At 56.5% G+C, this 26,310-nt stretch carries 19 protein-coding genes and 4 pseudogenes; 17 read left to right on the top strand and 6 right to left on the bottom strand.

The genetic code is table 11. The features are described from left to right. Positions 1 to 7 precede the first annotated feature (7 nt). On the top strand, positions 8 to 559 hold the full coding sequence (locus VB780_RS06780) for a GNAT family N-acetyltransferase (protein WP_323350381.1): 552 nt from the start codon (positions 8 to 10) through the stop codon (positions 557 to 559). A 154-nt stretch (positions 560 to 713) separates the two neighbouring features. Here VB780_RS06780 and VB780_RS31355 read toward each other — a convergent pair whose 3' ends face one another. After that, positions 714 to 944 carry a TetR-like C-terminal domain-containing protein gene (locus tag VB780_RS31355; protein ID WP_416349210.1) on the bottom strand — a complete coding sequence of 77 codons (231 nt, stop codon included), beginning with the start codon at positions 942 to 944 and terminating at the stop codon, positions 714 to 716. Between the two features lie 515 nt (positions 945 to 1,459). Here VB780_RS31355 and VB780_RS06775 point away from each other — a divergent pair. After that, on the top strand, positions 1,460 to 1,687 hold the full coding sequence (locus VB780_RS06775; protein WP_323350380.1) for a hypothetical protein: 228 nt from the start codon (positions 1,460 to 1,462) through the stop codon (positions 1,685 to 1,687). A gap of 95 nt (positions 1,688 to 1,782) precedes the next feature. Here the strand turns inward: VB780_RS06775 and VB780_RS06770 are convergent, their stop codons facing one another. The 3 genes from VB780_RS06770 to VB780_RS06760 all read right to left on the bottom strand — a co-directional run bounded on the left by VB780_RS06770 (position 1,783) and on the right by VB780_RS06760 (position 3,707). Continuing rightward, a complete protein-coding gene (locus VB780_RS06770) occupies positions 1,783 to 2,883 on the bottom strand; it encodes an EAL domain-containing protein (RefSeq protein WP_323350379.1) in 1,101 nt (366 codons plus the stop codon). A gap of 80 nt (positions 2,884 to 2,963) precedes the next feature. Then, positions 2,964 to 3,206, bottom strand: coding sequence for a hypothetical protein (locus tag VB780_RS06765; RefSeq protein WP_323350378.1), 243 nt, complete (start codon positions 3,204 to 3,206; stop codon positions 2,964 to 2,966). A gap of 123 nt (positions 3,207 to 3,329) precedes the next feature. Beyond that, positions 3,330 to 3,707, bottom strand: coding sequence for a response regulator (locus VB780_RS06760; RefSeq protein ID WP_323350377.1), 378 nt, complete (start codon positions 3,705 to 3,707; stop codon positions 3,330 to 3,332). A 120-nt stretch (positions 3,708 to 3,827) separates the two neighbouring features. On the opposite strand from VB780_RS06760, the gene VB780_RS06755 reads away from it, so the two are divergent. From VB780_RS06755 to VB780_RS06715, 9 genes and pseudogenes are all read left to right on the top strand, one after another. Continuing rightward, complete coding sequence (locus tag VB780_RS06755; RefSeq protein WP_323350376.1) at positions 3,828 to 6,260, top strand: glycoside hydrolase family 19 protein; 2,433 nt, start codon at positions 3,828 to 3,830, stop codon at positions 6,258 to 6,260. A gap of 13 nt (positions 6,261 to 6,273) precedes the next feature. After that, entirely contained in the window at positions 6,274 to 6,717 is a 444-nt protein-coding gene (locus tag VB780_RS06750; RefSeq protein ID WP_323350375.1) for a hypothetical protein, read from the top strand. Next, entirely contained in the window at positions 6,714 to 7,370 is a 657-nt protein-coding gene (locus VB780_RS06745) for a hypothetical protein (RefSeq protein WP_323350374.1), read from the top strand. Before VB780_RS06750 ends, VB780_RS06745 begins: the two co-directional genes overlap by 4 nt. After that, the gene (locus VB780_RS06740) at positions 7,367 to 7,657 is read left to right on the top strand and encodes a hypothetical protein (RefSeq protein ID WP_323350373.1); all 291 of its coding nucleotides are present in this window, start codon (positions 7,367 to 7,369) and stop codon (positions 7,655 to 7,657) included. Before VB780_RS06745 ends, VB780_RS06740 begins: the two co-directional genes overlap by 4 nt. A gap of 2 nt (positions 7,658 to 7,659) precedes the next feature. Next, entirely contained in the window at positions 7,660 to 16,548 is an 8,889-nt protein-coding gene (locus VB780_RS06735) for a DUF6908 domain-containing protein (RefSeq protein ID WP_323350372.1), read from the top strand. A gap of 89 nt (positions 16,549 to 16,637) precedes the next feature. Then, on the top strand, positions 16,638 to 18,443 hold the full coding sequence (locus tag VB780_RS06730) for a bifunctional DNA primase/polymerase (protein ID WP_323350371.1): 1,806 nt from the start codon (positions 16,638 to 16,640) through the stop codon (positions 18,441 to 18,443). A gap of 374 nt (positions 18,444 to 18,817) precedes the next feature. Next, complete coding sequence (locus tag VB780_RS06725) at positions 18,818 to 19,933, top strand: transposase (protein WP_323350370.1); 1,116 nt, start codon at positions 18,818 to 18,820, stop codon at positions 19,931 to 19,933. A 260-nt stretch (positions 19,934 to 20,193) separates the two neighbouring features. Further along, complete coding sequence (locus VB780_RS06720; protein WP_323350369.1) at positions 20,194 to 20,658, top strand: thermonuclease family protein; 465 nt, start codon at positions 20,194 to 20,196, stop codon at positions 20,656 to 20,658. A gap of 223 nt (positions 20,659 to 20,881) precedes the next feature. Continuing rightward, positions 20,882 to 21,097: pseudogene (locus VB780_RS06715) on the top strand (ISKra4 family transposase); the annotation flags it as partial. 465 nt (positions 21,098 to 21,562) lie between these two features. On the opposite strand, the gene VB780_RS06710 reads toward VB780_RS06715, so the two are convergent. After that, positions 21,563 to 22,729, bottom strand: coding sequence for a HAMP domain-containing sensor histidine kinase (locus VB780_RS06710; RefSeq protein ID WP_323350368.1), 1,167 nt, complete (start codon positions 22,727 to 22,729; stop codon positions 21,563 to 21,565). Positions 22,730 to 23,210: 481 nt separating this feature from the next. On the opposite strand from VB780_RS06710, the gene VB780_RS31350 reads away from it, so the two are divergent. The 4 genes and pseudogenes from VB780_RS31350 to VB780_RS06695 all read left to right on the top strand — a co-directional run. Beyond that, on the top strand, positions 23,211 to 23,522 hold the full coding sequence (locus VB780_RS31350) for a helix-turn-helix domain-containing protein (RefSeq protein WP_416349208.1): 312 nt from the start codon (positions 23,211 to 23,213) through the stop codon (positions 23,520 to 23,522). 257 nt (positions 23,523 to 23,779) lie between these two features. After that, positions 23,780 to 24,296, top strand: a pseudogene (locus tag VB780_RS06705) (transposase); the annotation flags it as partial. Between the two features lie 178 nt (positions 24,297 to 24,474). After that, positions 24,475 to 24,951: pseudogene (locus VB780_RS06700) on the top strand (IS1 family transposase); the annotation flags it as partial. Positions 24,952 to 24,963: 12 nt separating this feature from the next. Continuing rightward, positions 24,964 to 25,284, top strand: a pseudogene (locus VB780_RS06695) (IS1 family transposase); the annotation flags it as partial. Positions 25,285 to 25,647: 363 nt separating this feature from the next. On the opposite strand, the gene VB780_RS06690 reads toward VB780_RS06695, so the two are convergent. Further along, positions 25,648 to 25,836 (bottom strand): hypothetical protein, encoded by a 189-nt coding sequence (locus VB780_RS06690; protein ID WP_323350367.1) that lies wholly within the window; start codon positions 25,834 to 25,836, stop codon positions 25,648 to 25,650. Positions 25,837 to 25,940: 104 nt separating this feature from the next. Between VB780_RS06690 and VB780_RS06685 the strand changes: the two genes are divergently transcribed. Both VB780_RS06685 and VB780_RS06680 read left to right on the top strand, forming a co-directional pair. After that, entirely contained in the window at positions 25,941 to 26,195 is a 255-nt protein-coding gene (locus tag VB780_RS06685) for a response regulator (protein ID WP_323350366.1), read from the top strand. Between the two features lie 28 nt (positions 26,196 to 26,223). Next, positions 26,224 to 26,310 (top strand): transposase-like zinc-binding domain-containing protein (locus VB780_RS06680; RefSeq protein ID WP_416349209.1); only part of this gene is annotated, 87 nt, incomplete at its 3' end.

Raw genomic sequence — 26,310 nt, 5'->3', positions numbered from 1 at the left:
ATTGCCTATGAGTCAGCAAACCTTTCTGAAAGTGCCCTTCGTTTGGGAGGAACCGAAACCACTGATTGAAGTTCCATCTCGATTGACCTTTGAACCAGTCCAAGCAAGGCACGACAATCAGCTAATTTCAGTCGTTACGAGTGTAATGGCTTCATCATTGGATGCTAGCGATCAGAAAAGAGTATCAGAGGATGATCCTCATACAGCGGCTGAGGTGTTTCTAGATTCAGCCAGAGAGGATTTCTCATATCAAAATGAATGGTGGCAATTTGGAATTAACGAAAGTGGAGACATCATAGGCTTTGTTATTTCGGTCACGTTTAACGGAGGTGCTAAAGAGGGTTTAGAAGAGGGAACCCTCTACTACCTTGGAGTTTTGCCGGAGCATCGAGGGTTTGGCTTTGCAACCGATCTCTTGGCGCAAGGAACGCGGACATTACAAGAAATTGGAGTTTGGCGAGTATTTTGTGATACGGCGGTTGCTAACGTCCCAATGATTTCTGCATTTAAGCAGGTTGGATATCGGCAGTATAGTGAACCTTGGGAACGTCCTGTTTAATCGTTTTAGATTGGCGCGGCATAACAACGCAGTGGAGCGGCGAGTAGAGTCTTCGCGATTCGTTTGCGATTGGTTTGTCGCCGCTCACTTTAGCCGTTATACTTCTCAAGCTATCGGTGTGGACGATGAATAAGGCTTAACTGGTCTGCGCCCATCAAAAATTTAAATCGATTTTTCCTTTAAAAAAATACAGAGTGCGACGAACATAATCTTTCCATGACTCATTTGCAGGCGGAAAAATGAGGGCATAGAGCATAATTCCACTCATCGCATCAAAGACTAGCCCTGCTTCCAAGCTCTCCTCAACTTCATTTCTTTCTTTGGCTCGTTCTAAGACAATTTCAAATGCTTGTCGTCGAGGTTGTAAATATTTTGTCCAGTAGATTTGAGCAAACTGTTGCGCTTACCTGGTTGCCCTGGTGTTGGGCATGATGCTGGTTAAGGCGGGCCAACGGACTCGTCTAGATTGGTATGGCGACCGGGGCTTGAGCTTTCTACAACTGGGTCTACGGGAACTGGCTCGGCTCTGCTATGAGCGACTGCCCTGGCCTGTCCTCCAAGCATTGCCTAAGTGCAACCCACTGCCCGCCTGCGCGTCTCGGTGCAAACGAGACGCGCTAGACTGCCGCCTTGAGTTCGCTAGGGTTGTCACCTTCTCATGTTGAGACTGCCATGAGTTTTCTGCACCACTAAGCGTGAAGGCCTTACCGGAAGTGGCTTGCTCAGCCTCCCAAGGGGCCATTCAACACACCTGACACCAGTGGCGAGAAGGCTTAACGGTGACGTTCACACTGCCTCAAGAACTACCGCCCTTGCGACTCTTGTTGGTCTGGGACAACTTACAAAGGGCATAAAACTCCCGAGTTGATGCTGTGGTTGTGTGACCACGGCATTTTGCCTTTGTATACCCCGCTTTCAGACAGTTGGTTAAACATGGCCGAGTTGATCCAGCGCATCCTCAAGCGACGCGCGTTGGATGGCCAGTATCCCGATACACCTCAACTCATTATGGACCGATTTGAGACCACCGTTGAGGTATGGAATCAGCATCCAACACCGTTTGAGTGGGGGGCAAACGAGCCGCACGACGGCAACGGGCACGAGCAAGACGACAAGGTCATCGAGTAGGAGGGTCTGGAGCCGTGACTCAGGCTCTAGTGGCCTAAAAGTTAATGGCTATACTTCCAGCAAATGACACACTAGTTGAGGGCAGCGACTTTGCCCTAGGCAGCCCGTGATAGCTCGGCATTAAAGGACATCTGACCGTCTAACACCTGGCGCATCAGCAGGCAGGCAATTCCCAGGCTGTCGATCGGCTTTGAAAAGTAGTAGCCCTGCATTTTTTTGTAGCCCAGTTCTTTGAGGGCCAGAAGGTCATCGAGAGTTTCGACCCCTTCGACAATCACATCGAGGCGCAGCCGCTCGGCCAGCATAAAAATGGCCTCGCTCATAACCCAGTTTTTGTTGCGAACAAACGAACGATCGATCTTGAGGGTGTCGAAGGGCAGGTCTTGCAGCCGCCCCAGGGAGGAATAGCCCGTGCCAAAATCGTCAATGTAGAGCTGAATGCCCATCTGACGCAGTTCGACTAGGGCCTGGAGGGCGAGATCTTTATTTTCAATTAGGGCACTTTCGGTGACTTCGATCTTGAGGCTGGAGGGGGCAATGTGGTGGCGCTCGATGATTTGGCCAATGTTTGCCACTAGCTGGGGATGGCGCAGCTGCACCGCCGAGAGATTGACGCTGACGCTGAGGGGCGTCATGGACGGAAACTGGGTTTGCCACTGGCGCAGCTGGCGGCAGGCCTGGTCGAGCAAAAACAGCCCCAGGGTATCGATCAGACCGGCTTTTTCGGCCAGGGGAATGAAGACCTCGGGGGAAATGAGCCCCCGCTGGCTGTGCCGCCATCGGGCCAGGGCCTCAAAGCCAATGATCCGGTTGTGCTCGATGGACACAATCGGCTGGTAATCGAGGTAGATGGCCTGCTGTTCCACCGCCTGGTGCAGGTCGTTTTCGAGCTGAAGCAGCTCTAGCTCGGCGCCCGATAGCAGCGTCAGCAGGGGAGCGGGCTGGCTCTCTAGGGCGTTGGCTAGCCGGTTGAGGCGATCGGCATTGTTGATCGCGATCGCCAGCAGCCGTTGACCATCGTCGGAGAGTGACCCCGACTGCTGATACCCCAAGAGCTTGAGCGCCCCCTGAATTGAGGCGAGGGGAGTGCGCAACTCGTGGCAAATCAGCAGCGAGAGATCGTCAAAGGGATGGGTTGAACAGTCGGCAATCGAGCAGAGATCCTCACTGGGCCGGGCCGAGTTGGAATACGCCATGGAAGATGCTTAACACCGTAGGAACGTCGGGGGATGGGGACATAGGGGGCGGTGGGTAGGGGGCAGACAGGGGCGGGGGGCTAGGTGAGCTGCGATCGCAGTTCAACCCAGATGGTGTAATGGGTCTTAGAGACGGTAATGCACACCTTAAGACCTTTACTGCTTTCCAGGGTGGCTTGGCTATAGGCTTGGCTCCGTTCAGCCAGGGGGAATTGCTGCAAGCCGATGTAAAAGTCACTACGATGGAGCATGCCGTCGTGGATGCCCTGGTTCCAGAATTTAAAGGTCGAGATTAATTCCTCGACTACGATCAGGGGGAGCATAGTAGGACTTTTAGGGGGGAGCATAGTAGGACTTTTAGGAAAGAGCAATAGTAGGACATCTTCATTAAGATTAAGGAACAAATGTGGCAACTCTGTGAACGCCCCAAACCCTAGAGAACGCGCCTACTGCCATCCCAGGGCCAGCTCAATCTGACCGCCCAACAGCCCTGGATCAAAGGGTTTAATCAGCACCGCCCGCGCCCCGGCCGCCACAAAGGACTGCTGGGTAGCCAGCCGCAGGGTGGCCGTGAGTAGAATCACGGGAATATGGCAAGTCTCGGCATTTTCACCGAGCTTAATCAGGGTGGCCAGCCGGTCGACCTTGGGCATGATCACATCGAGCAGAATGGCGTCGGGGTGGTGGCTCTCGGCCAGGGCTACCCCTTCCTCCCTCGAGGCGGCGGTGGTCACGTCCCACTGCTTGGTGATTTCGAGACTCATCTTGGCGATTTCTCGTACGTCGGCTTCGTCGTCAATGATCACAATGCGTCTAGCGGTCATAGTCTAAGCTCCAGTTTTTTAGCGAAAAATTATCAGTTCTTCATCCCCCCCATATCGCGCGCAATATAGCAGCCATATTGCCCCATTACCGTTCAGGCATCCGCGCTCCGCGTATCCTGAATGCTTGCAAAAATTAGCCTGGCTGCCACCCAAAAAGCAGCGACCCTCAGATCGCTGCTGTTCGCCCTGCTGGCCGCCCTCGCCCTCGCTGGCCTGCTAGCCCTCGCTCAGCTCAACCCTGCGCTCGCCCAGTCCGCAGCCCCTGTCACCTACCAAAACTTCCTCACCACCACCTTTCGCGACCTGGGCCTCGCCACCACCCCAGGGCAAATTGCTGGCCTCCCCCCCGAACTGTCGAGCCAAACCGGGTTTGATACCGCCCGCAGCTGGCAGCCCGGTGCAGCCTTCACCGATATCCTTCGCCTCGGCGACCTGGGCAGCAGCTTTTTACCCCAGGCCCTCACCCTCGCCGAGATTGCCCAAGCCTCTGGCGTAGACACCGGCAATGTTTCCCTATCCCAGTTTCACACCCTCTTGCAGCGGCAGACCCTCGGCAGCTTGGCTAACTTGGCCGGTGTGCAAGACCTGGCCCTGCAAGACGTGCCCGCTTTGCAGAGCGCCTTCAACGCCGCCGTGCGCCCCGAACTGCTGACGCTAGCCCAGCAAACCGGAGACTTACCTGCCGGGGCCATTAACCCAGAGCAATTTGTCCAGCAGGCCCTCAACCAGTTCGGCGTCACCCCCATCACCGACCTGATTTCCTCCCCAGATCACCTCCTGGGTGGGGCCAACCTGGGGGAGATTCAATTTACTGGGCCAGCCCTCGACCAGCTAGAGAGGTTTACCGTCGGCGACATCCCAGGGCTGGATCACATTGAGATCGCCGACCTCGACGGCTGGCAAGAGCTAGCGATTGGCGACATCCCAGGGCTTAAGCAAGTCCCCTTGGGAGCATTCCCCGGCCTGCTGTCGGGGTTAGTCAACGGGTTTGGCGGCACCCACGACGTCACCTATGGCGACCAAGAACACACCCAAACGCCCACCCAATTCTCAATCACCGGCTCCGACGTGGAAGGGTGGGCAGTGCAATGTGCCCAAGCACGGGGCTGCGCCTACCTGGAGCTAGCGGGGCCAGGCAAGATGCACGGTGCCCAGTGGATTGCCGGGGGCACCGGGCCGGGCCAGCAGATGGTGCGCGGCGGCAGCGGCATTCTCGCCGCCGTCAATGGCGGCATGGAACCCACCGGGCGAGTGCCCTTTGGGGCCGTGTTCAAAGTCGTACTGTCTGACACCACCGAGTCAGAGGGGACGGGGCAATTTTCGCTATACACCCGCTTTTGCAGCAATTCGTTCTTTGCCCCCCTGGGCTGCACCCCCTACTTTATTGGGCCTATCCCCATCTGGAGCACAAAGGAAAAGGGCTTTGTTCTGACCGGCCCCCTGGACGGCAGCGGCGGGGCTTCGGGTGGCCTAGACGTCCCGCCCGAGCTTCAGCGCTACGTCAGCCAAGACCTGGGCGGTTCCTACTATGGCTCCGGTGGCTCTCCCGTGCAGATGGATGAGCCCTGCCTGGATAGCTTGATCGGTGCCCTGCGCCATTCCAGTGAAGCCGCTGGAGCCCGAGAGCACATTCCTCGCATCATTGCCGCCGCTAACGAGGCTGGGGTGACCGATAAAGCTCAGCTGGCCTACATCCTCGGCACTGTTTCCACCGAGTTAGAAGGGCGTTGGAGCCCGATCAGTGAGCAGGGGGTGGGCTGTGGCACCTATGGCAGCGGCTGCTACTACGGCAGGGGCTATGTGCAGCTCACCTGGGAGGCCAACTATCGCAAGATGGGCCAGGTTCTAGGCATGGATCTAGTCAACAATCCTGATCTGGCTAACGACCCCGACACCGCTGCCAAAATTACCGTCATTGGCATGCGCGATGGTCTATTCACTGGCGTGGGCCTCGGTACCTACATCGGCAATGGCAAGGCCGACTTCCGCAATGCTCGCCGCATCGTCAATGATGCCGACAAGATGGACTACACCGCCCAGCAGTCCCAGCGTTTCTACGAGGCACTGCAATCGTGCTCGACCCTAGAAACCCAGGCGGGGGTTGGCGGCGACCTCAACGCCAAGATCATGGCCGGGGTCATGGCCGTGCAGGCTGAAAACTTCAGCGCCTCTCGCATACCGGGCACCAACCAGGGCCGATTGGGCTGCGCGGGTATGGTCAATTACGTGCTGCACAAAGCAGGCATTCAGACCCTGGGCGGTGGCCCCCCCTACGGCAACCTGGCGGTGCGCGGCGTCGAAAGTGCCATCAAAGGCGGACGCGGCATTAGCGTCAACACCAACGAAGCCCAACCCGGCGACCTGAACGTAATTGACATGGGGGGCGGACGACAGCACATCGGCGTCTGTATGAATGCGGGCTGTACCCAGGTGGTGTCGAACAGTTCATCCAAGGCGGCCAGAGGCGAAGCCTCGTTTACCTGGGTGTCTGATGGCTATTTCTCGCCCTCCTATGGGGGTGGGCGACGGGCGATCTATCGAGTAACCAATTAGTGAGGCTGGCAATATGTTGGATCGATTCTTACGAAAAGCGCTCAGCGTCTTTGAGAGCAAACCCTCTGCATGGGCGGTCTTTGGCCTGTGTTTGGCCCTGGTGCTGCACACCCTCATTTTTGTGCTGCCGGTCACGGCTCAAGACAGCCGTGAGATCACCTTCTCGGGGCGCACTCCCCGCGCCGCTGTGCAGGCTCTGCTCGACGACCAGCGCCCCCCCGAGGTGGAAGCCGAGATTGGTACCCTCTCCCAGACTGGTGACTATGGTATTGCCGACTACTGGTATGGCGAAGGCGGCGGTATGGCCCTGCTGCGCCGGGTGTCTGGCGGCTGGGAAACATTTTGCGGCACGGGCGGTGCCTACCGGGCCAACGACCTAGTTGACCTCTGCGGCCTGACGATCGCCGATGCCCAAGCGCTCTGGCAGCAGTACGTTGCCGATGGGGGTGGGCAATGAAGACACAGCTATTGGGTTTACTCCTATGCGCCCTGCTCACACTGCCAGCCTTAGCCGGATGTTCAGCGCGGGCACAGAGCGATCGCACCCTGGGAGCCGAAGTAGTGCCCCCGGTCTTTCGGACGGTGGCGGCAGAGGTTGAGGCAGCATCGAGCATCCCGGTGCTGTTACCGACATCTATCCCTGAAGCTGTACTGAGGGAACCTGCCCCAGGTCAGACAGATGCCTTCTACACATCCTCTGAAGTGGCTGATCGGGGGGGCTATGAAATCAACCTCGACGCCACCGACCAATGCTATGGGGCCGGGTACTGCAACTTTGGCGTATTGGGTGCCATTCGCCTCACCGCAGACACACCCACAGTGGATGAGGAATACTCCTTCTACCTCAACCCCACCTATCAACCCATGATGCGCAGTGAAGAACCCATCGCCACGGCCACGCTGAGCGGGGGTATCACCGGCACCTTTATCCCCTGGGTGTGCGGGGCTAACTGCAACGCGGCCAAAGTCTTTTGGGAGGAACAAGGGATTCGGTACTTCGTCGGCATTCGCTCAGGCCGAATGCGCGATGTGGTGGCGATCGCCAACTCCATGATTGAGAATCAGCCTGTGTCAGGCATACCTGCTGCCGTTATTGAGGAAACGAAATGAGCCAAACAGACCCGTTCGGTAGCCCTGGTCAACCCGATCGGCTCTCCCCTGAGTGGCTGGAGCTTCTCTATTCTGTCTGCCCCACCTTACCGGAGTACGACTCTGGGCCAGGAGGCAAATCGGAATCGGTAACACCGTTTCCAGCTAATGACCCGTTCTGGGATCAGGCAGCAGCCTTGGGGTATGACCGACCCGATGCAGAGCCAGTCTTTTATCCCCCCGTCAGCGACGTGCTGATGACTTCGTTTCTAGATTCTGTGTTTGACCCACCTTCTGTTGATCCCTAGCGATGGATATCAACAATCAAATTGAGCTGACCCACGCCTACGGCGATCACTTTAGGGCGGGCCACGCCTTCAAAAACATCGTCGAGGCCAGGGCATTTGCGGCGACGGTTCTGGGGGTGCCCGTCGAACCCTCTACGATGCTCGCCAAGGAAGTGGATGAGGCGATTGAGTCGGGTCTGGTGCAGGCGGCCCGACAAATCGTGAGCGATGCTGATGGCGATCACCTGCTGGCCTTTGACGACCTGCTATCGCTCTATGAGGCTCAGCCCAACCTGCTGGTCAGAACCTCCGACAGCATGGCGCGGCAGGCCTACTCCACCCCGTTGCCGATGGCGTTTGTAGCAGGGCTGATCGCCCAGGTGCATCCCTCGGTGACCGTCTACGAACCCACGGCGGGCAATGGCTCCCTGCTGCTGCTGGCCGACCCGGCCCAGGCGATCGCCAACGAGCTTCACCCACCCCGCGCTGCCCAGCTGCGATCGCAAGGGTTTACGGTCACCGAATACGACGCCACCCAGTACCGCCCAGATCGCCCCTACGACGTGCTGGTGAGCAATCCCCCCTTTGGCCTGCTGCGCGAGAACGGTACCGGCCCACCTCAGCGCTGGCAGCATGGCCCCGTCAGCACCCAGAAGATCGACCATGCGATCGCACTCCAGGCCTTACAGGGGCTGGCCCCAGAGGGCAGGGCATTACTCATCATCGGTGGGCACATGGGTAATGCCAGCGCCCGCCAATCCGCCTACCGGGGTCAGGCCGATCGCAGTTTCTACTCATTCCTCTACCAGCAGAGCGGCTGGAAGGTAGACGATCACTTCACCCTGCAGGGCTCGATGTACCGACGGCAAGGGGCCGGGTTTCCCATCGACTTCATCTCCATTGCGGGCCAAGGCTCCACCGACCTCAGGCTGCCCGGCGCTCAAGCCCCCCGTATCTATGACCGCTATAACGATCTCCGAGAGGTAGTCATCCATGTCGCTAGAACCTACGACGCAACCTATGACGCAAAGTATCTGGAACTCTCCCCTCCCGTTGAGTTACGCCCTGGATCACCCCGACGAGCCGGTTCAGGTCTGGACGCCGACCCGGTGGACAGCAATGACCCAGGCGGAGGCAGGCACCTGGTGGACGACGGTGCCGGTACCCCCCAACGTACCGTTGATGACCTTGGAGGATTACCGCGCCCGCCTGCTCTGGTTGCTAGAGGTGAAGCTGTCCCAATTCCTGATGGACAGGCAGGCGGAGGGGATGGCACCCAGTCAGGCGATCGCATTGGCGAATCAACTGATCAATTCAGTGCTACCGGAGGCCCACTGGATGCCGGGAGCCGAGAGCCCGCTGGAGCGTCTGCTGAATTTGGATTACGCCCCCCTGCGGGAATTGCTGTCCCCCCAGGGAGTAGAGGAGTTCCCGGTGCTGCCCGAGGCGATGGCGACCGACACCCTGGAGATGATCACCGACAGCTGGAACCTGATCGACTGGCTGAACAACCTGCAAGCCCTGCTGATGGAGGACTCCCGATGGTAGCTCAAGCGAATACCGAGGAGGATATCCTCCAGCAACCCCAGGATGATGCCGTCACCCTGCCCTACAGGCCGCGATCGCAGGGCTACTCCCTGGGAGTATTAGCCCCGGCCTCGGCGATCACCGCCTACGGCAATGTGTTCGACCGTATCGAGGCGACCACGGGTCTGGAGGTCGATGCCTACGTCCAAGATCGACTGCAAGAACCCGACCTTGACTCCCTCTATAGCCACTACGCGGCAGAGCAGATTGACACCCTGGCCTTGGCCATTTACAACCACGAGTACAAGCAGCAGGCGACGGTCGTCGGGCACGATACAGGCATTGGCAAAACTCGGATTGTGGCAGGCCTCTGTCGCTACGCCCAGAACCAGGGGTTAACGCCTGCGGTGGTGACCGCTGACCCCACCCTCTACAAAGACCTGGTCTACCGAGATGGGCCAGACACCGGCAACCAGTTTCGCCCCTTCATTACCGACAATGGCCTCAACGTGCGGGTCGAAGACAGCAATGGCGAGCTGATTGGGCAGATTGAAACCCCTAAAAAAAACGGGGTCAATGTCCGTCGGTTTACCGAGCTGGGCACCATTGGCGACCACAACCTGCTGATGAGTACCTACGGGCAGCTCCAGGGGCTAGCCAGCAAAGATCGGCGGGCACTGTTCGAGGCGCTGGCTCCCAACCTGTTTTTGATTGCCGACGAGTCCCACAAGGCGGGTGGCCCCGCTGGAGAATTCGAGATCAGCAGCTATGAGGAAGCGGCCAGGGCCAAGAAAATAGCCGCAGGTAAGTTTATCGCCCCGGTGACCGAGTTTTTTCAAGATCTCACCCAGCGAGTGGGCGGGTTCGTCGCCAGCTCCGCAACGGCGATCAAAGAGCCGGTGGTGGCCGCCCGGCTGTTCTACCACACCACCGACTTCAAAGATGCCGCTGAAGATCAAAAGACCTTTGCCGGGCACCTCCAGGCAGGCGGTGCCGCCATGCAGCAAATGGCCTTTGGGCTCTGGTCAGAGTCCGGTGGCTGCATTCGCTTTCAAAAAGATTACTCCGGCGTTGACTTCAGCCCAGCCCCGGTAGCCGTCAACCTCGATCGCGCCGAGGCCAATATTCAGCTGATGGCCGCCATCAACTGCTTTGATGAGTACAAGCAAGGGCTGCTCGAAGAGCTTGACGAACGCATGGCCGAGACCGGCGAAGCTCTGTTCCGCCATGACACCCACGTGGGCTATGCCGGAGTGGAGTCAACGACCTTCACCTCGGTGGTGCACAACCTGGGGGCCATTTGCGCGATCGCCCTCAAGGCTGAAGCTACTGCCGACCTGGCGATCGCAGAGCTAGAGGCCGGGCGCAAGCCCGTGATTATGCTTCAGCGCACCGGGGAGTCGGTGCTCAAAGACCTGGTGAAGCTGACCAATGGAAGCATCGAAACCCATAATGCCCTCTTTCCTGACGACCAGCGGTCTATCCTCAAGCCGGGCGATGCCTTTGACATTACGGCGGGAGAATACTTCAAGCGATACCTTGACGCGGCTCGAACGATTCGGATTGTCGGTGCCCACGAGGACGAGGGCGGCGGTAAAGTCATTCTGCCCCACTACCTGACCGACGCCGAACTGGGCGAGCGGGGGGTCGAGATGTATAACCAGGTGCTGACGGCGATCGAGTCCAGCGACTGGACGGGGCTACCCGCTGACCCCATTGCCTACATGGAGGCCCGCATTCGACAGGCGGGCTACAACGCGGTGGAAATGACCGGACGGAGCCAGCGGCTGGAGTACCAACCGACTGAAGACGGGCAATTGGTGACGACCTACCAGGCTCGCAAGTCGGGAGCTGCTGCGAAGGTAGCGACGATCGCCGGGTTCCAGAACGGCACCGTCGATGCGGTGATCACCAACCTAACCACCGGCTACTCGCTCCATGCCGCGATCAATGGGGCCACAGACTTCAGACGCCGCTCGATGCTGATTCTTCAGGCCCACCCCGATGTGAACCAGTGCGAGCAGTCGATCGGGCGCACCCATCGCAGCGGGCAGCTCGACCCAGAAGTACACCCGGCCACCGGCACCGACTCTCAAGGTAATCCCCTGTGGGGGCAGAAGGCCGGTGAGTTTGGCCTGCCCATGTTCAAGCTTGTCTACGGGGAGGGATTGCCCACCGAGGCCAGGGCGATGGCCGTTTTGATGAACAAAATGAGGGGGCTCAAGTCCAATACCGCAGGCACGGGCGAAAGTCAGTTTTCTGGGGCCGATGTGCCCGACTTTTTGAATAAGTATGGCGACCAAGCGGCGGCCAACGCTATGGCGGCGATGCCCGAGGTCAATCAAACCCTGGACTACCCCTGTAGCCCTCCCGACAAGGATGGGGATGTCAGCTTTGGCGATGTGCGCAAGCTGACTGGACGGGTGGCTATTCTGTCGAGCGATCAGCCGCCGACCCCAGATGATCCGTACCCATCCCTGGCTCTTCAGGGTGAGGTTTACGACCTGTTGATCTCCGAATACAACGGGCTCAAGGATCGGCTAACCGCGATGGGGGCCTGGGATCTCGATGCTCAAAAGATGGATCTAGACGCCAGACCCCTGCGCCGCAAGATGCTCCACAACGGCGATGGGGGCAATCCATTCCGGCAGCCCGTCTACGCCCTAGAGGTGGAGGCCAAGACCGGGGACAAACCCCAAACTACGTTGCAGGTGGTGCAGTCAGTTTGTGATGCCCTGGAGCTAGCTAAACCCGATGACCTGGAGGGGGTTGATCTAACGGTTGAGGGCGCGATTCGCCAGGCCGGGCAGGCTCATGCCCAGGAGACGGTGGCGCGGGTGACCGCAGAGGGCGAAGCCTTCCGGGAGGGCAAAGCTGGGCATTTCACAGAAGCCCTGAACCGGTCTCGCCAGCAGCTTGAAGATGTCAATACCCGACGTGAGGGGCTAAGGGATGAGCGCGATGCGTTGACCACAGCCCTAGAGCAGGTCATCCCTGAATACTCCGCTGCCAGAGAAGCGCTGAGCCAGGCGGGAGAGGCAACCCCAGAGCGGGAAGCTGAGCTGGAAGGTCAGTATGAGCAGCGCCGGGTTGAGGCTCGCAACGCCCTCAAAAAAGTTGAAGGGAAGCTAACCAAGCAGGAGCAGCGGGTCAAAAAGGCTGAAAAGAAGGTCGCCGATGCCGAGAAGGATAAAGCTCAAAGCGCCATGATATTGACGGCCCAGCAGAACGGTGTGCTGGGGAAGCTGCGGGAGTTTCCCATCGGCGCTCCGGTGCAGCTGGCCTCCCTCGATACCAGCCGGGCGCTGCCAGGGGTCATCGTCAGAGCCACCCGCCAGCAAAATGCCTCCAACCCAATCAACCCTGGGTCATGGCGATTCAGGATTGCCCTGGCGGACGAGGCCGGAGAACTGTCGGTCAAATTTAACGAACTTGGCCGAGATGTCGCCCTCAAACCCCAGGAAAATTCCTTTGTCTTCAAGAATCAGCCGGGGCAGGTATTGCAGCAGTACACCGAGGTGCCGACCTACAGCGTCTTTGACGAAAAGCAGATGGCCTCCCGCGAGCATCGCATAATGGTGGTGGGCCAGGTGCTCAAGTCTGATCTCGTGGGTCGGTTCGCCCTCATGCAGGACAACGAGGGGGAGTACCATCCGGCCTACCTGCTGGCTAAGGGGATCGATGCCGGAGAGATTGATAACCGCCCGATCTCGATTCAGCAGCCCGATCAGTTGATGGCCTTTCTCGCGGCAACATCGAGGGCGGCCAGCTTCACCGATCGCGATGGCGTTCTAGACGCTGAGTTTAACCTGCGCAACGAGCTGGTGTTGACGGTGCCCACCAGCAGTGCGGGCAAGAAGTTTTACCAAGACCGAGAGCTGCTTGACCTGGCGCAGGGGGAGTTTATCTCTGGGACTCGACGGGTGGAAGGCGACAAGCCAGGCCGCACCACCGAAGAGAAGATGATGCAGATCAAAATTGGCGATGCCAAGGCTCAAGACGATGTACTGGCCTACCTCGTTACCCGGCGCGGCATCAAGGCCACATCGCACCTGGACGAGGCGACCGCCGCCGTGGGGGGAGAAACGGCAGGCTGGGAACCGGCCACCACCTGGCTCCCAGCGGGTAACGAGGTCACCAGCCGTGACCGGAGCCGGGCCATTCACCCCATTTTGCGGGCCGAGCTGGAGCGCAACCCTGAGCTTATTCCTGAACCTGACGAGGACTTGTCCCCTAGCCGCTGGGAGGTGATGAACGCTGTTTCCGATCGCCTGTACTCCGGCAGCAATCTGGCCGACCTCAAGGCCGAATTCAACCTCTACGAGCCACCCCCACCCGCGTTGACCTTTGACACCCTGGTTAAAGGCGGGGTGCTACAGACTGACGGGCAGCCCCTGCACCCAGAGGCGATCGCCTTCCATGAGTATCTCGGTGACTCGTCTAGCGGTGCGACCCCCGATGTCTTGATGCAGCGGGCCGTAGAGACTCTGGGCGGCGAGATATCCCAAGATAGGGCAATTGAGGCGATAGGACGCACCTACCGTCGCTTGAGCGATCATCTGGAGGCTGGCCTAGATCTGGAAATGGCCAAGGCTGCGATCGACAACGATGACTCTGCCTTCTTGGGACAGTTTGCTGCCGATGGCCCTGAGCTGGAGGAACGCATTGCTGGGGTCGTGCGCCAGGTTGTTGCAGAAGCATTCGATGGGGCGATCGCTGCCCAGGCCCAGGAGCAACAGGATGAGGCTGTGCAGCAGGCGGGCCGACAGCGGCTGCGCGAGATGTCCCGCGAGGATGGCCCCCAGGTGCTGGCGCCGTCGCAGCAGACGTCCCCGATCGCCCAGGCCGTTGCCCGGCTGCTCCAGCAGGGCGAGCTCCAGCAGGCGGTCATGGTCAATGGGGACGACGATTTTCATCTCAGGGTGCCCAATGAACCCTACATGGATTTGGTGGTTGAGTCGCACCCCAATGGGGTGGGCGGCAGTGATTTGTATCTGACCCACTACGCCACCGGCAACGGCGATATATGGATTGATACTGAGATGAAGATGGCCATTCAACCGGACGGTCACCTTCAGTTCGTGGAGACTGCGGTGCAAGGGTTTAATGGCGGCGAACTGCGTGCCCCCGATCGCGCCTTTGGGATGATATTTGCTCGGAACTTGCTGGAGCAGGGCTTTGGGGAAGCGATCGCTGAGGCTTATCTGACGCAGTTGGGTCAGGAGGCGATGGCTGAACTGGGCCTAGACTCTGCTGCCCAGCAGCCTCTCCCGCCAGAGCCTTTGAGTTCCCTAGAGGCGCTATTCCAACAGCGTCCCGATCTATTCCATACGTTTGATCAGGCTGAATTTGAGGCGCTGGCTTCCGACTCGCCTGAAATACTCTATCAGGACGGTGAGCGGGGCTTCCTATGGTTGGAGGGTCACAATAACCCCTATGCCTATCAGCAAGATGCGGTGAGAGAGGCCTTGGCAGGGGCCTCGATTTCCCCGCCCGACTTCCTGGCTGAGGATGCCCTAGGTGAGCATCTGGGCTTTATCGGTGAAGACTGGACAATCTTCAAATTCCATGACCAGGCGCTGGGGGGCACCACCGGGGTGATTGAGTTCAGCCCGGCAGAGGTCTGGGAACTGCGGGAGGCGATTGCCGGTGCCCCCAGCGTCGATGCCCTGCGGGATCGCCTCATGGAGATTATCAACGCCCCGAGCGAAGAAGGCGAAAATCTCCACCCTGAATTTGCGCGGCCAGCCGCAGACTACATGATCAAAATTGTCCAGCGAGAGGGGCTGGGCCGATCGTCGCTCTGGGCTGATGACCTACGGGCGACGCAGGCCACTTCAGAGCCTGACCTGGTATCACTCCCCGACCCGCAGGTTAACCCGGATATGACCACGCAAGGGGTCGTAGGAGCCACAGATATGCGGCCTGCTCAAGATATCTATGATCAACTGGGCCTTACGGTGCAACCCCTGTACCCTCAATCCTCTCAGGATGCGCCTGTTAGCAGCCCGTCGCCGCAGCCTGATCCGTCTACCGATGTAGATGAGGTATTGCTTCCCGATATTGGCCCTGGGCCACACCATCCCCACTTGAAGCGATTCGCTGAACTCAAGGCCGACTACCCAGAGGCCGTTGCTTTTATCCGGGTGGATCAGGCCTACGAGACTTATTCTGAGGATGCGCAGATCGCGGCTTATGGCGTAGGGCGACCCACTCAACCGGTGCAGTGGGGACTTGCCCCCGACTGCGAGGGCTTAAGCGTCAATACAGCTGATCTGCAAGAGCAGATTATTCCGACCCTCACCCAGAAGGGCATTACTGTGGTTGTGGCTGAGTTGCACCCGCAGCTGGGCTTTGAGGCAAATGGGGCCGTGCGTGTCTATGAGGCCGACCTAGAGCGGTTTCACAGTGCTGTTGGATCTGCCCCGCCCCCGGCGGTAGAGGTGCCAACGGGGTCTCTTGGGCTTGATGCGCTAGAACGGGGTGGCGCTGTACTCACCTTTGAGGCTGGGGAGCGGATTTGGGAACTACAGCTTTCCCAGGATGAGCTGGCCATGGTCAACGCCTCCATGCAAAATGCCAAGGCCGTAGTGCGCGAGAGTGGTACAGAGGTTGGGGCTCAATGGATGGAGCGGGCGGCCACTACTATCGCCACCAAAGCCTTAGGCGATGAGCACGGCGACTCCGTGACCCTTAGGGGTGCTGTTGGTCAGCTCATGGCCGAGTTCTATACCTCGCTAGATGCAGCGGTCAACCCTGTGATTCAACCCAATACGCCATCCGAGCGGCAGGTTGATCCTGGTGGAATAGATTTGCCCCCTACGCTTCCCATCGCCGAGCAATCCTCCGTCGATGCTCCGTCTGAGGCGTCGCCAGTTGCCTTAGCAGAGCCGGTACAGAGCCAAGCTCTGCTTAAAGATTTGCGTGAATGGTATTCCCAGGCGCGGGCCTTGGGGCGATCGCCGTCGCACCTGGGTCGCATTGAGCAGATCGGCCATGCGATCAACTCGGGGCATGAGGGGGAGTACGGCGACGTAGACAGAATCACACGACAACACGACCAAAAGGCCTATCTCCAGCAGACCGCTAACGTTTTGGCTCAGTCTAAATACCTGCTAGCTCAGTTAGGGCAAGATCAGCCCGATGGCTCAAAAGTCTTTGCTGGCAAGACCTATACCCTTCTCAGTCAGGGCGATGCGATCGCTGTTTCGGCGAGAGAAAGAGGCGAAATTTTTAATGCCAAGGGTAGCCGAGTGTTACACAGTCAGGGGCTGAGTGCCGAAGATGCCCACAAGTTTAGTGCTCAAGTGTCTCGGGTGCGACAGGCCCTAGCGGCACAAACTACCCCTCACCCAGCCGCTATCCCGGCTGTTTATGATCGGTAGTGCCCATACAGGTTTTGGTAGATAGCCCAGCCTTTGATGTTGATGGACTGCCCCTGAGTCAATCCCACTCTATTGCTCACATTTCACCGATGAACGCACTATCGCCATGGCCAAAGCAGCCATCCGTGCAGGATGTTGTGAAGTGGTTGTTGAAAAATAACCTACCGCCGCTCCCCATTGCACCGGAGCAGGATGCTTACCAATATCCCAAGGTAAATCCTGACCGCCCGAACCAAGGGATTTATTGCAACATCCCCTTGGTTGAGGTTGATGGGAAGCTTTGCCCGGTCTCTAGATTTACCGGTAAAAACCCGAGCTACCTGGATGCCGATGGCCATCCGCACAGCGTCAATCATCGGGAATTTCAGTCTAGGATGCCTAACCCAAGTGAGCTAGACGCCTGGTTTTCCAATCCCCAGAATGGAATTGCCACGCTGGGCAATGAGCGGACTGTGTTCATTGACTTTGATGTTAAAAACTTTGGCTCTCGGGATGTTTGTGATGCCGCCGTTTTAGCGTGGGCTGAGACCCATCCTCAACTCAAGCAGACCTACGCTGAGCAGACCCATCGTGGCGGGTGGCATTTTATGGTGCAACTGGATCACCCCAAAGACTTTACCAACTTTGCCCTAGAGCCCGGTGGCCTGCACGTGGGTGAGGTGCTTGGGGTTGGCAGGGTTTGTGTACTGGCTCCGACCATTGGCTCCACAGGTAATCCTTACCGGGCTAGGCATCTCGTGGAGGCTCCAGTGGCCGTTGCAGATCTCTCCACGATCGGGATATTTAAATCAGGGGCTCAGACTGCAACAAAAAGCTCTGAGCATGGTGTTCCCCTTGGTGAGACTATTCCTATCAAGGCTCGGCCACGGCGCATAAAGACGCTCCCAGGGAGCTCGACGGTAGACCTATCAGATCTGATCTCAGACCGTGCCCGAGACGTTCTAGCAGGCGGTGGGGGTGGGCATAGCGATCGCTCCTATGCGATCGTGTTGTTGGCCCGAGAGACATTTGGCTGGGAGAACTGGGCCAGAGAGAATAGTATCCCCCTGAGCGGGCAGAGTGCTGAAGCGTTGACGATCCAAGGGGGACTCGCCCACGGGGCTGATGAGGATCACATTCATAGAATCATGGATGGAGCCTCATTAGAATTGGCTCGCCCCTCCTGTGAGTATCAAGGGGCTGAGTTCCCCTGGGTACGATTGAGAAAAGTTTCTCCGGCGATGTTCGAGCAGAAGGCTCCGCTGGCCATGGAGCTGCCGGTAGATCGAAGTCGGCTAACCGTGAAGCCTAATCAAATCGTTAATGAACCTGTGGATCTAAATCATGACTTGTTATGTGCGGCCAGTCGAGTGTTGCATGAGAGAGGGCACGTTGGAGATAACGATTTGATGCTTACTTTTTTAGGCGATCGGTATGCAGTAAATCTCGACAAAGAAGGAAAACTTAGTATTTTGAAGGATGGCCAAACTATTTTTGCCTATGAGAATAAGAAAACTGTCTTTAATCGATCTCAAGCAAGCGATCCAAAATCACTTCTGGTTGATGCAAAGATTGAACCTGGTTTACAATCTAGTGCAGAGAAACAGTCTGCTGACAGACAGTATTCTTCTAAATCAGTGGAATTACTAAATCTTGCTTCTTTGATTCTGTCTCGCGCTGGTCAGCCTAGTGAGCTTGGCGGGTTTAAGGTCGAGGGGCGAAGAAACTCAGTCATCTTGACCAAAGAGGGAGTTTTGCTAGCGACTCAAGAAGGGAGAACTGTCTTGAGGGCCAAAGGGTCAGCAATAGAATTTAGTCGAACATCTGAGCCTGTTTTAGAGGACTTTAGGAATGCAGTCTCTGTCTTAAACCAGCAAAGTCAGGAGCAGAGTAAACCCCAGCAGGCCCAGATTTAGTCTGCCTGACAACCTTTCTCTTTTAAGATGGTTGGTTTTGTCGCTGTAGAAGTTCCTTTAAACTAGAAATCAGTTCGCCAACTTCAAAAGGCTTAGTCATATAAATGTCCACCCCACTATTAATTGCTAATTCTCGATGAGCTTCATTTCTTAGAGAAGTCAGCATTAAAACATAAGTGTATTTTTCTGAGGCTAGTTTTCTTATATGACGGCAGACTTCGATTTTATGCTATGGACTGAAATGTCGTCCAGCAATTTTCAATATGGCTTTTCTGGGCATTTTTGAGGCGATAATCTTGTCTGTAGACTCAGATCTTGCACCTTGGCCTGGGGGATGAGAGAAAAGGGCGTGAAACGTATAGACAGCAAGGACCATGAAGATTCTTGCCCACGCCCAAGCGCTAATTTACCAACTGTTGGACGGGATGCCGAGCGCTTATCAGCGCCAAAGCCTGAAAGCTTTCCTAGAACTGTTTCTCAAGGCACAAGGAGCACCGCTGCCTGAGCATAGTCACCTGAAGTCCGCGAGCGCCTTGAGTCGGTTTCTCACGGTGTATAACTGGTCAGTGCGGCAGGTGATTCGCCAGGTGCGCCACGCGATTGGCCAAGAGCTCAAGCGCTATCGACCTCGGGGTCGTCGGCCCCATCTGCAAGTGATTCTGGATATGACGACGCTGGAGAAACGAGGTAAATTCAAAGCCTTTTCGGAGCTCATCAGCGTGTTTCATGGCAAACGCGGGGTGCATCTGGTGGTGCTCTACCTGGTCGTTGGACCCTGGCGGGTGCCCTGGAGCTTTCGCGTCTACCGAGGGAAAGGACAGCCCTCTGCGGGCCAACTCGGATTGACTTTGGTGCGTCAACTGCCCAAATGGCTGAAACGAGCGTTCAACGTCAGAGTGCTGGCCGACACCGCTTTTGGCAGTGTGGACTTTCTCCAGGGCATTCGCAAGCTGAAGTTGCATGCCATTACTGGGGTGCGCTATGACCGCAAACTCAGCGATGGACGGCACCTCTTTGAGTTGCACAAACCGGGGCAGCGCGTCCACCTCCAGGGGCTGAGTTGTCCGGTTACCATCGCCTGGTTCTACCTAAAACGCGACGGCGAAAAGAAACGCTCCAAACGCTATGTGCTCTCAACTGAACCCCTCAAAGCCAGCACGATTATTTGGTGGGGGCGGCATCGTTGGCAAATTGAAGGGTTCTTCAAAACCGCCAAGCACCGCTTGGGGCTCCATCGCTTCGGTCAACAGACCTTGCTGGGGATGTACCGTTGGCTCATCCTATCGCTGGTCGCCTTTATCCTGGCCCATTGGGGCTATCTCTCACTGGAAACCCAGGCATTACCCGATTGGGCGGAAGCCGCCGCTGTTGTGCTGGAAGCCGCCCTGGCCGATGTGTTGGTTTATCTGTTGCTGGCGGACATTGAGCGAAAACGCCCTTTGTTACAACAGCAGGGAATCGACGTTCAAATTACCAGGTGCAAGATGTGAGTAGAGTGACCTCAGGGCGGCAAAACAGCAAGTTTGACCTTAGAAGACTCTTCAACTGCGAGAATTTTTCTCATATTGAGAACTGTTGAATGTCGTCTAAGCTGCTAGCCTCCATCGAGTGAACTACGGGGAACACTGGTATAACGGTACTTTTTCAAAGCCAGGATCCACGTCAGGCACACTATGGAATTGGATCAATGAAATCTGTGAAACAATGGTCTGTCTTAGCGTTGTGTCTCAGTAGTCTTACCAGTTGCGCAGTGAGTGCCAGGCTCAGCCAGGGCGGAAACCAGCGCTTTGCCAATCAGCAGACGGAATACTGGTTTGTTGAGGTGGTCAACAGTGATCGGAGTTTGACCCTGGCGCGGGAGGGGCAGCAGCAGGAAGCTATTCTATGTGGCCTTCAGGCTCCAGCGATGGGCCACCCCCTTGAAGCAGCTAGCCTTGACCACCTCAAGCAGTTGTTAGCGACGAGTGCAGAGGATGAGGTGGTGGGAGTAGTGCCGGTGGGGCGCGACTCGCTGGATCGCCTGGTGGTTGAAGTGTTTGTGCCGACTGGAGGGGCTGAGGAGATCCACGTTAATACTCAGATGGTCTTGGATGGGTTTGCTGCGGTGGGGAACACTGCTGAGGACTGCCCTAATGGTCTAGTAATGGTCACGGCGGAAGACCGGGCTAAGGGGGCAGCGGTAGGATTGTGGCAGGACTCTGAGGTTAGCGAATGATAACCCCAGACAATTCAACCCCAGAGCGCATTGTCCGGTTTCCCGTTGACATGCCCGAATCCCTGCATATCAAATGTCAATTACTTTGGGCTCTCCAAGCTTTTGGTGAAGCCGAGAGCTAGTGAAGAAACTGTAGATCGCCCCTTTCAGTGATCTGCCTATGGAATTCCTTCAAGCCCTGTCGACTCTTCGGGAATGTCCACTTTTTCGAGGTAAGGTCAACCGGTTTATCACTTACTTGCGTAGACATCGACACCGCATTGTGAACTACGCCTACTACCAAGCCGAAGGCATCTCCATTGGCTCGGGGGAGATTGAGTCAACGGTCAAGCAAATTGGGCGTCGCCTGAAGATTTCGGGTGCTCAGTGGGACGAAGACAACGTGCAACAAGTGCTGCACCAGCGGTGTGCGTATCTCAATGGCTACTTCTCAAGGTGAGTCTTGCAAGACTGAGATGCACCCGGTTAAGAGCTTCTAACCATCAATGAAAGCCGGTCAGTCCCTGGATGAACTTAGGGCGGTTCAACAGAACTCGACAACGCCGGATGACCATGGCTTCAATTTGGTCCAAAGACTGAAAACTTTGGCTGGCGATTGCTTCATTGGTAACGGGTCAGAGGCGCTCTGCTGTTTGCAGCTCAGAAGACTTGGACTGAGAAACCTACAACTACCACCTTAGTGGTGCAGAAAACTCCTGAAACCCTTACGAATAGAGGATTTTTGCCGAGACAGCAGAGTTGGGATTTCTCAGAGGATTGAACGAAGGCAGTGGGTTTCAGCCGCTATTTTCACCGTTTGGGCCGTACACTATGAGACTCAAAAAAGTTTTCTGCACCACTAAGCAACTACCACTATGAGCAACATTTTCTGCGTGGGACAGTGTGTTGTGGTCAAAGAAGCACCCTACGATTGTTGACTATCGACTCCAATCGGGTGCGATCGTGGCAGGCGGACGGCAAACGTTGTGCCCTCCTCTGCCGTTGAGGCGACCTCTACCGTGCCCCCATGGGCAACGACAATCTCGCGCACAATGTACAACCCCAAACCGACGCTGCCCGGAACCCGTTGCGTTGTCGATTCTGGCTTAGTGTGGCGCATAAGTGGATCGAAGATCGTGTCCAGCATCTCTGACGGGATCGGTGGTCCTTCGTTATGCACGCTCACGATCACGGTTGATCCTTCTGAAGCGACCGATAGTTTCACGGGACCATCAGCTGACCCGTGCTGAATTGCGTTGCCCATGAGGTTGGAGACCACCTGGCGGAGCCGGGCCGCATCGCAGTCGCCTATAAGATCGCCATCTGGTTGAAAGCGCAGCGTGCGCTGTGGGTAGGCAAGGCAGAATCCCTCGAAGACGTTGCGACAAAGTTTTTCCAGATCGACCGCATCGCGCGTTAGCGGCATCACGCTGCCTATCCCTGTCGAGGCGAAGTCGATCAGGTCGCTAATCAATCGCGTGACCACCTCCATGTTCCTCTCGATTATTGACAGCGCTTTGGCAGAGACTGGGTCTTGATTTGCGGTGCGCGAGACAAGTTGTGCAGCCATGCTGATGCCGTTGAGCGGGTCGCGCAGGTCGTGGCCAAGGATTGCCAGAAACATGCGCCGCGACTGATCGACGCGAATGGTGTAACTACCGACGGCTGCAGCGAGCGACTGATCGAGCGACTCGTTGAAGCGGGTGATGTCGCCAATGTCGTTGATGTCGATCTGCGGGTTGCTCGCGCGCCACAGGCGAAGCACGCTGGCGCGCAGGGCGCGGTATTCAGAGACGACCTCCATGATGTCAAAACCTGAGCCCACGCGGGCTGCACCGTGCAGTACTGAGGCGTTGTCGAGCTGGGCGCTCTCTTCCCCAACAACGCCGCCGTTGCCTTTGGACTTGCTCGCCTGCTGTGCAAGGCTCTGGTCGATCTGCATATCACGCCTAGTTGCCACCAGTATTGCCTCAGCATCGTTACACAGGGCGAGCTTGGTCATCTTCATCCCGGGCGTGAGGCTGCGCGCAAACGTTTCCCATTCGGCGAGAATGGGCTCGATGTTCCCAAGAATGAATTCTGCTAGTCGCATCGATTTCTCTGTTGGAAGCATCTTGAGAATAGAGGCATGATACCGCGGGGGGAGTCAAATAGATGTCAACCCCGAGTAATTCAGCTTAAGCTTGCTTTAATGCCTATATTTAGGCCCTCCGAGATTCTAAAGACCAAAACGAACCCATTATTAGCATCTTCTTTAGTAGAGGCGCTCGATCGCTAACGCAGTCAGCACCAAGAGTAGGACCTCCTGGGAAATCCGCCGTTCGGTCGTGGCTCCTCAATAACTACGCGTGTTATTTCGTAGAGGGAGAATCAACCTGACGCAGCAATAAGTAAGGGTGGCAAATGATAACCGAATTTCGCATTTTGCTAGACGCCTACAACCAGGCCTCAAATGACGGGGACAAGGGGACTGCTGAAGCGCTGCTAAGAGAACTAGATGGCATAGTTGTATTAATGTAGATGAGCAGAATTAAAGGTAGCGATGGAGGTATGCTTCAGAGCCTGCTAATCAGATGGTTCCAGCCATGCCCACACCCCCATTGCGAGTTGAACTGAGTTCAGACGAAGATCGCACTCTGCAAGACCTAAGAGTGGCAACTGGAATTCCTCAATGGACTAAAGACCGGGCAGAGACGCTCAGGTTAAGCCATCGCGGGTGGACACCCCATCAAATTGCTGAATACTTGGGCTGGCGAGTGGCGACAGCTCGTAGGGCGATTCATCGATGGCAGCAAGATGGACTGTATGGGTTATGGGATAGTCCTCGCTCGGGTCGTTTGCCGCAGTGTACGACCGCGGTGATGGCAGCACCTATCGATGGATGAGCGCACCGTCAATAGTCGTCAACTGGTGGAGCATCTGGCTGATGTTCATGGCATCAGCCTCAGTCGAGGCCACCTGAGGCGATTACTCAAAAAAAAGATATCGGTGGAAACGAACTCGTCAGAGTCACCGTCGCAACCAAGACCTGGTGGTTAGAGCCCAGAAACAGGCCGATTTGGAACTCCTCCAGCAGGCGGCTCGGCACTGGTCTGGTAAGCGATGATGGGTAAAATGGTTGTAGTGCAATTACCTCAAAGCTATGGATTGTCCTCACTGTCAGAGTCGCCAAGTCGTGAGAAACGGGCGTGAACCCCGTCCCAATGGGACGCTGATGCAGCGCTATCGGTGCCGAGATTGCGGCAAGCAATTTAATGAGCGCACCGGTACCCCAATGGCACGCCTGCGAGCGCCCAGTTCAGTGGTGGCTATGGCGTTGAATAGCCGCACCGAAGGAACCGGGGCGCGAGCGACAGGCCGCGTTTTCGGGAAGTCCCATTCGACGATTCTGCGGTGGGAAGATCGCCTTGCGAATCAGGTTGATGAGTGGTCCCCCCCTGCGCCAGGGGATCGAGAGGTAACCCTAGAAGGGGATGAAGTGTACACTCGCGTCGGCGAGAACCTTCCCCCCCGCTAGCTCCGAGGGTTGGACGATCCACTTTATTGAACGCAACAGTCGCTACTGGGACTCGGCAATGGCAGGCCACAAAGACGAACGGCTGTTTCAGCGGGGAACTCAACAGGCCTGGCAGTGGGCACAAGCGTGTCCTTACATTCGGTGGCTTAGTGGTGCAGAAAACTTTTTTGAGTCTTATAGTGTACGGCCCAAACGGTGAAAATAGCGGCTGAAACCCACTGCCTTCGTTCAATCCTCTGAGAAATCCCAACTCTGCTGTCTCGGCAAGAATCCTCTATTCGTAAGGGTTTCAGGAGTTTTCTGCACCACTAAGTATTTGGTGGTTCACCGATGGTGAGCGGCGCTATGCCAAGGCATTATGGGACTTGGCCAGTGTCTATCTGGCGCTCCGCGATTGTCCGAGTTATCGCACTCAAAAAGTGTGGCGAGAAGGCCTGGAAGTGGCGATCAAAATCAAGGGCTCTCAATGTCAGCGACGAGTGGTCTGGGTTAACCCAGAGCATCCCTTTAGGGCCATTAGCCCCATGGCAGAGGTGCATGCCAATCATAATGAGGCTCAAAATGCGGCTTTGAGGCGACGGTGCAGTGCGTATCGTCGGTGTCAAAATCTCTATGCCAAGACTCAAACAGGGTTGCAGCGGGTCTTGGATGTCCAGCGGATCATCCATAATTGGGTCAGACCGCATTGGGACTTAGGTAAACGGACGACTTCGGCGATGGCTCTCGGCCTCTGCTCTCGCCCCTTATCTACCCAGGAAATCCTTGGTATGCGAGGGTTTCAATGCATCTCCTCTTAACAGACCAGCGCCGGCTGGGTACTCGATGACCATAGCGCTGAAACTTTTGCCCCACTCTGGTCTATCGTCGCGGCTTGGAACTGCTACTTCTACGTTACCGATGGCTGGTCAGTGTATCCCGGCTTCATTCTAGCAGGTGATCAGATTGTCTCCAAGACCTACATGACTCGGGTTGAAGGCGAAAACACACGATTGCGACACTACCTGGCTCGACTACACCGCAAGACACTATGCTACTCCAAGTCCGTAGACATGCTGGCTCACTCCGTCCGATTGTTACTTCACTACCTCAAGTTCGGCGATGTCCCAGTCCCTCCAAGGTTCATCCCTTAATTCAGCAACGCCATAAAGTCCTTTATGCTGCCAGCATAATTGGTTTTAGGAAAAATCTATCTATGTTTAGATGAAGCTGTCCATGGTGCCCCTAGACGAGTGCGATGTCGCCAAGCGTTGATCAGACGACAAGTGGTGTATACCCCTCGGCCATGAAGAGCTTCAAGAACAGCAAAATTGCCCAGGCTAGTTGCCCCGCTTTACAGAGCAGCATCACGATCTCTCTCAGCGGCTCTTTCATGAAGCATTCCGAAAATTGTCCAATACTGTGCTGGACAATTTTTACTCAGCTACGCCAGGCCCCTCTTGTGGGTACAGGTGTGGGGTAAACCAGATCGGCTAGCTGCGCGCACAGGCAACTACTCAACCCACTACTCCGCTAATTTGCGACCTCAGCTTGTAAAACCTCACTTCAATTTCGGCTAGCTGCTGCTGCACCTGATCCTGGGGGAAAGGACTGAACAAACTATCGGCCTGGGCCATGGTTATCTGCCGAGTGATCACCAAAAATTGCGTTCCTGAAGCAACGATAATTAAGCTCACCGAACCCATCGACCTACAGGCTTTGTAAGCTGAGGATGGGTACTCTATACCCAAGCATGGGTCACTCCTCTACCACTCTAGGCTGATTTGTCTTCAAACGTTATGGAGACTAGATGACTGAAGTCTTAACTGTTCTAATCGTTGAAGATAGCGAAGACGATGCCCTACTGATCGTTGAGATCCTGCGTAGGGATGGCCTGGCGGTAACCTGGGAGCGGGTGCAAACCGCCGCAGACCTGAGCCCCATGCTCTCGACTCGCCGCTGGGATGCCATTATTTCTAACCACCACCTGTCGGGGTTCGATGCCCCAACGGCGCTGGCCATCGTGCGCGAGCAGGGGTTAGATGTGCCCTTTGGCGTTGCATAATTAGAGTATGAATTGAGGATGAGTTGTGATGCAGTGTCCTGAATGCGGCGGCACCCATATCCGTAAGAATGGGAAAAAGCAGGGTAAGCAAAATCACATTTGCGTAGCCTGTGGT

It is taken from the genome of Leptolyngbya sp. CCNP1308 (assembly GCF_034932455.1).
Classification (GTDB): domain Bacteria; phylum Cyanobacteriota; class Cyanobacteriia; order Phormidesmidales; family Phormidesmidaceae; genus Nodosilinea.
Note: the sequence above shows the minus strand (reverse complement) of the source record. Positions and strands in the feature narration are given on the sequence as shown.

What these genes read in the sequence shown, in the direction of transcription:
- VB780_RS06780 (WP_323350381.1), top strand. Translation starts at nt 8, where the DNA reads ATGAGTCAGCAAACCTTTCTGAAAGTGCCCTTCGTTTGGGAGGAACCG.
- VB780_RS06770 (WP_323350379.1), bottom strand. Translation starts at nt 2,883, where the DNA reads ATGGCGTATTCCAACTCGGCCCGGCCCAGTGAGGATCTCTGCTCGATT.
- VB780_RS06765 (WP_323350378.1), bottom strand. Translation starts at nt 3,206, where the DNA reads ATGCTCCCCCTGATCGTAGTCGAGGAATTAATCTCGACCTTTAAATTC.
- VB780_RS06760 (WP_323350377.1), bottom strand. Translation starts at nt 3,707, where the DNA reads ATGACCGCTAGACGCATTGTGATCATTGACGACGAAGCCGACGTACGA.
- VB780_RS06755 (WP_323350376.1), top strand. Translation starts at nt 3,828, where the DNA reads ATGCTTGCAAAAATTAGCCTGGCTGCCACCCAAAAAGCAGCGACCCTC.
- VB780_RS06750 (WP_323350375.1), top strand. Translation starts at nt 6,274, where the DNA reads ATGTTGGATCGATTCTTACGAAAAGCGCTCAGCGTCTTTGAGAGCAAA.
- VB780_RS06745 (WP_323350374.1), top strand. Translation starts at nt 6,714, where the DNA reads ATGAAGACACAGCTATTGGGTTTACTCCTATGCGCCCTGCTCACACTG.
- VB780_RS06740 (WP_323350373.1), top strand. Translation starts at nt 7,367, where the DNA reads ATGAGCCAAACAGACCCGTTCGGTAGCCCTGGTCAACCCGATCGGCTC.
- VB780_RS06735 (WP_323350372.1), top strand. Translation starts at nt 7,660, where the DNA reads ATGGATATCAACAATCAAATTGAGCTGACCCACGCCTACGGCGATCAC.
- VB780_RS06730 (WP_323350371.1), top strand. Translation starts at nt 16,638, where the DNA reads ATGAACGCACTATCGCCATGGCCAAAGCAGCCATCCGTGCAGGATGTT.
- VB780_RS06725 (WP_323350370.1), top strand. Translation starts at nt 18,818, where the DNA reads ATGAAGATTCTTGCCCACGCCCAAGCGCTAATTTACCAACTGTTGGAC.
- VB780_RS06710 (WP_323350368.1), bottom strand. Translation starts at nt 22,729, where the DNA reads ATGCGACTAGCAGAATTCATTCTTGGGAACATCGAGCCCATTCTCGCC.
- VB780_RS31350 (WP_416349208.1), top strand. Translation starts at nt 23,211, where the DNA reads ATGGTTCCAGCCATGCCCACACCCCCATTGCGAGTTGAACTGAGTTCA.
- VB780_RS06690 (WP_323350367.1), bottom strand. Translation starts at nt 25,836, where the DNA reads ATGGGTTCGGTGAGCTTAATTATCGTTGCTTCAGGAACGCAATTTTTG.
- VB780_RS06685 (WP_323350366.1), top strand. Translation starts at nt 25,941, where the DNA reads ATGACTGAAGTCTTAACTGTTCTAATCGTTGAAGATAGCGAAGACGAT.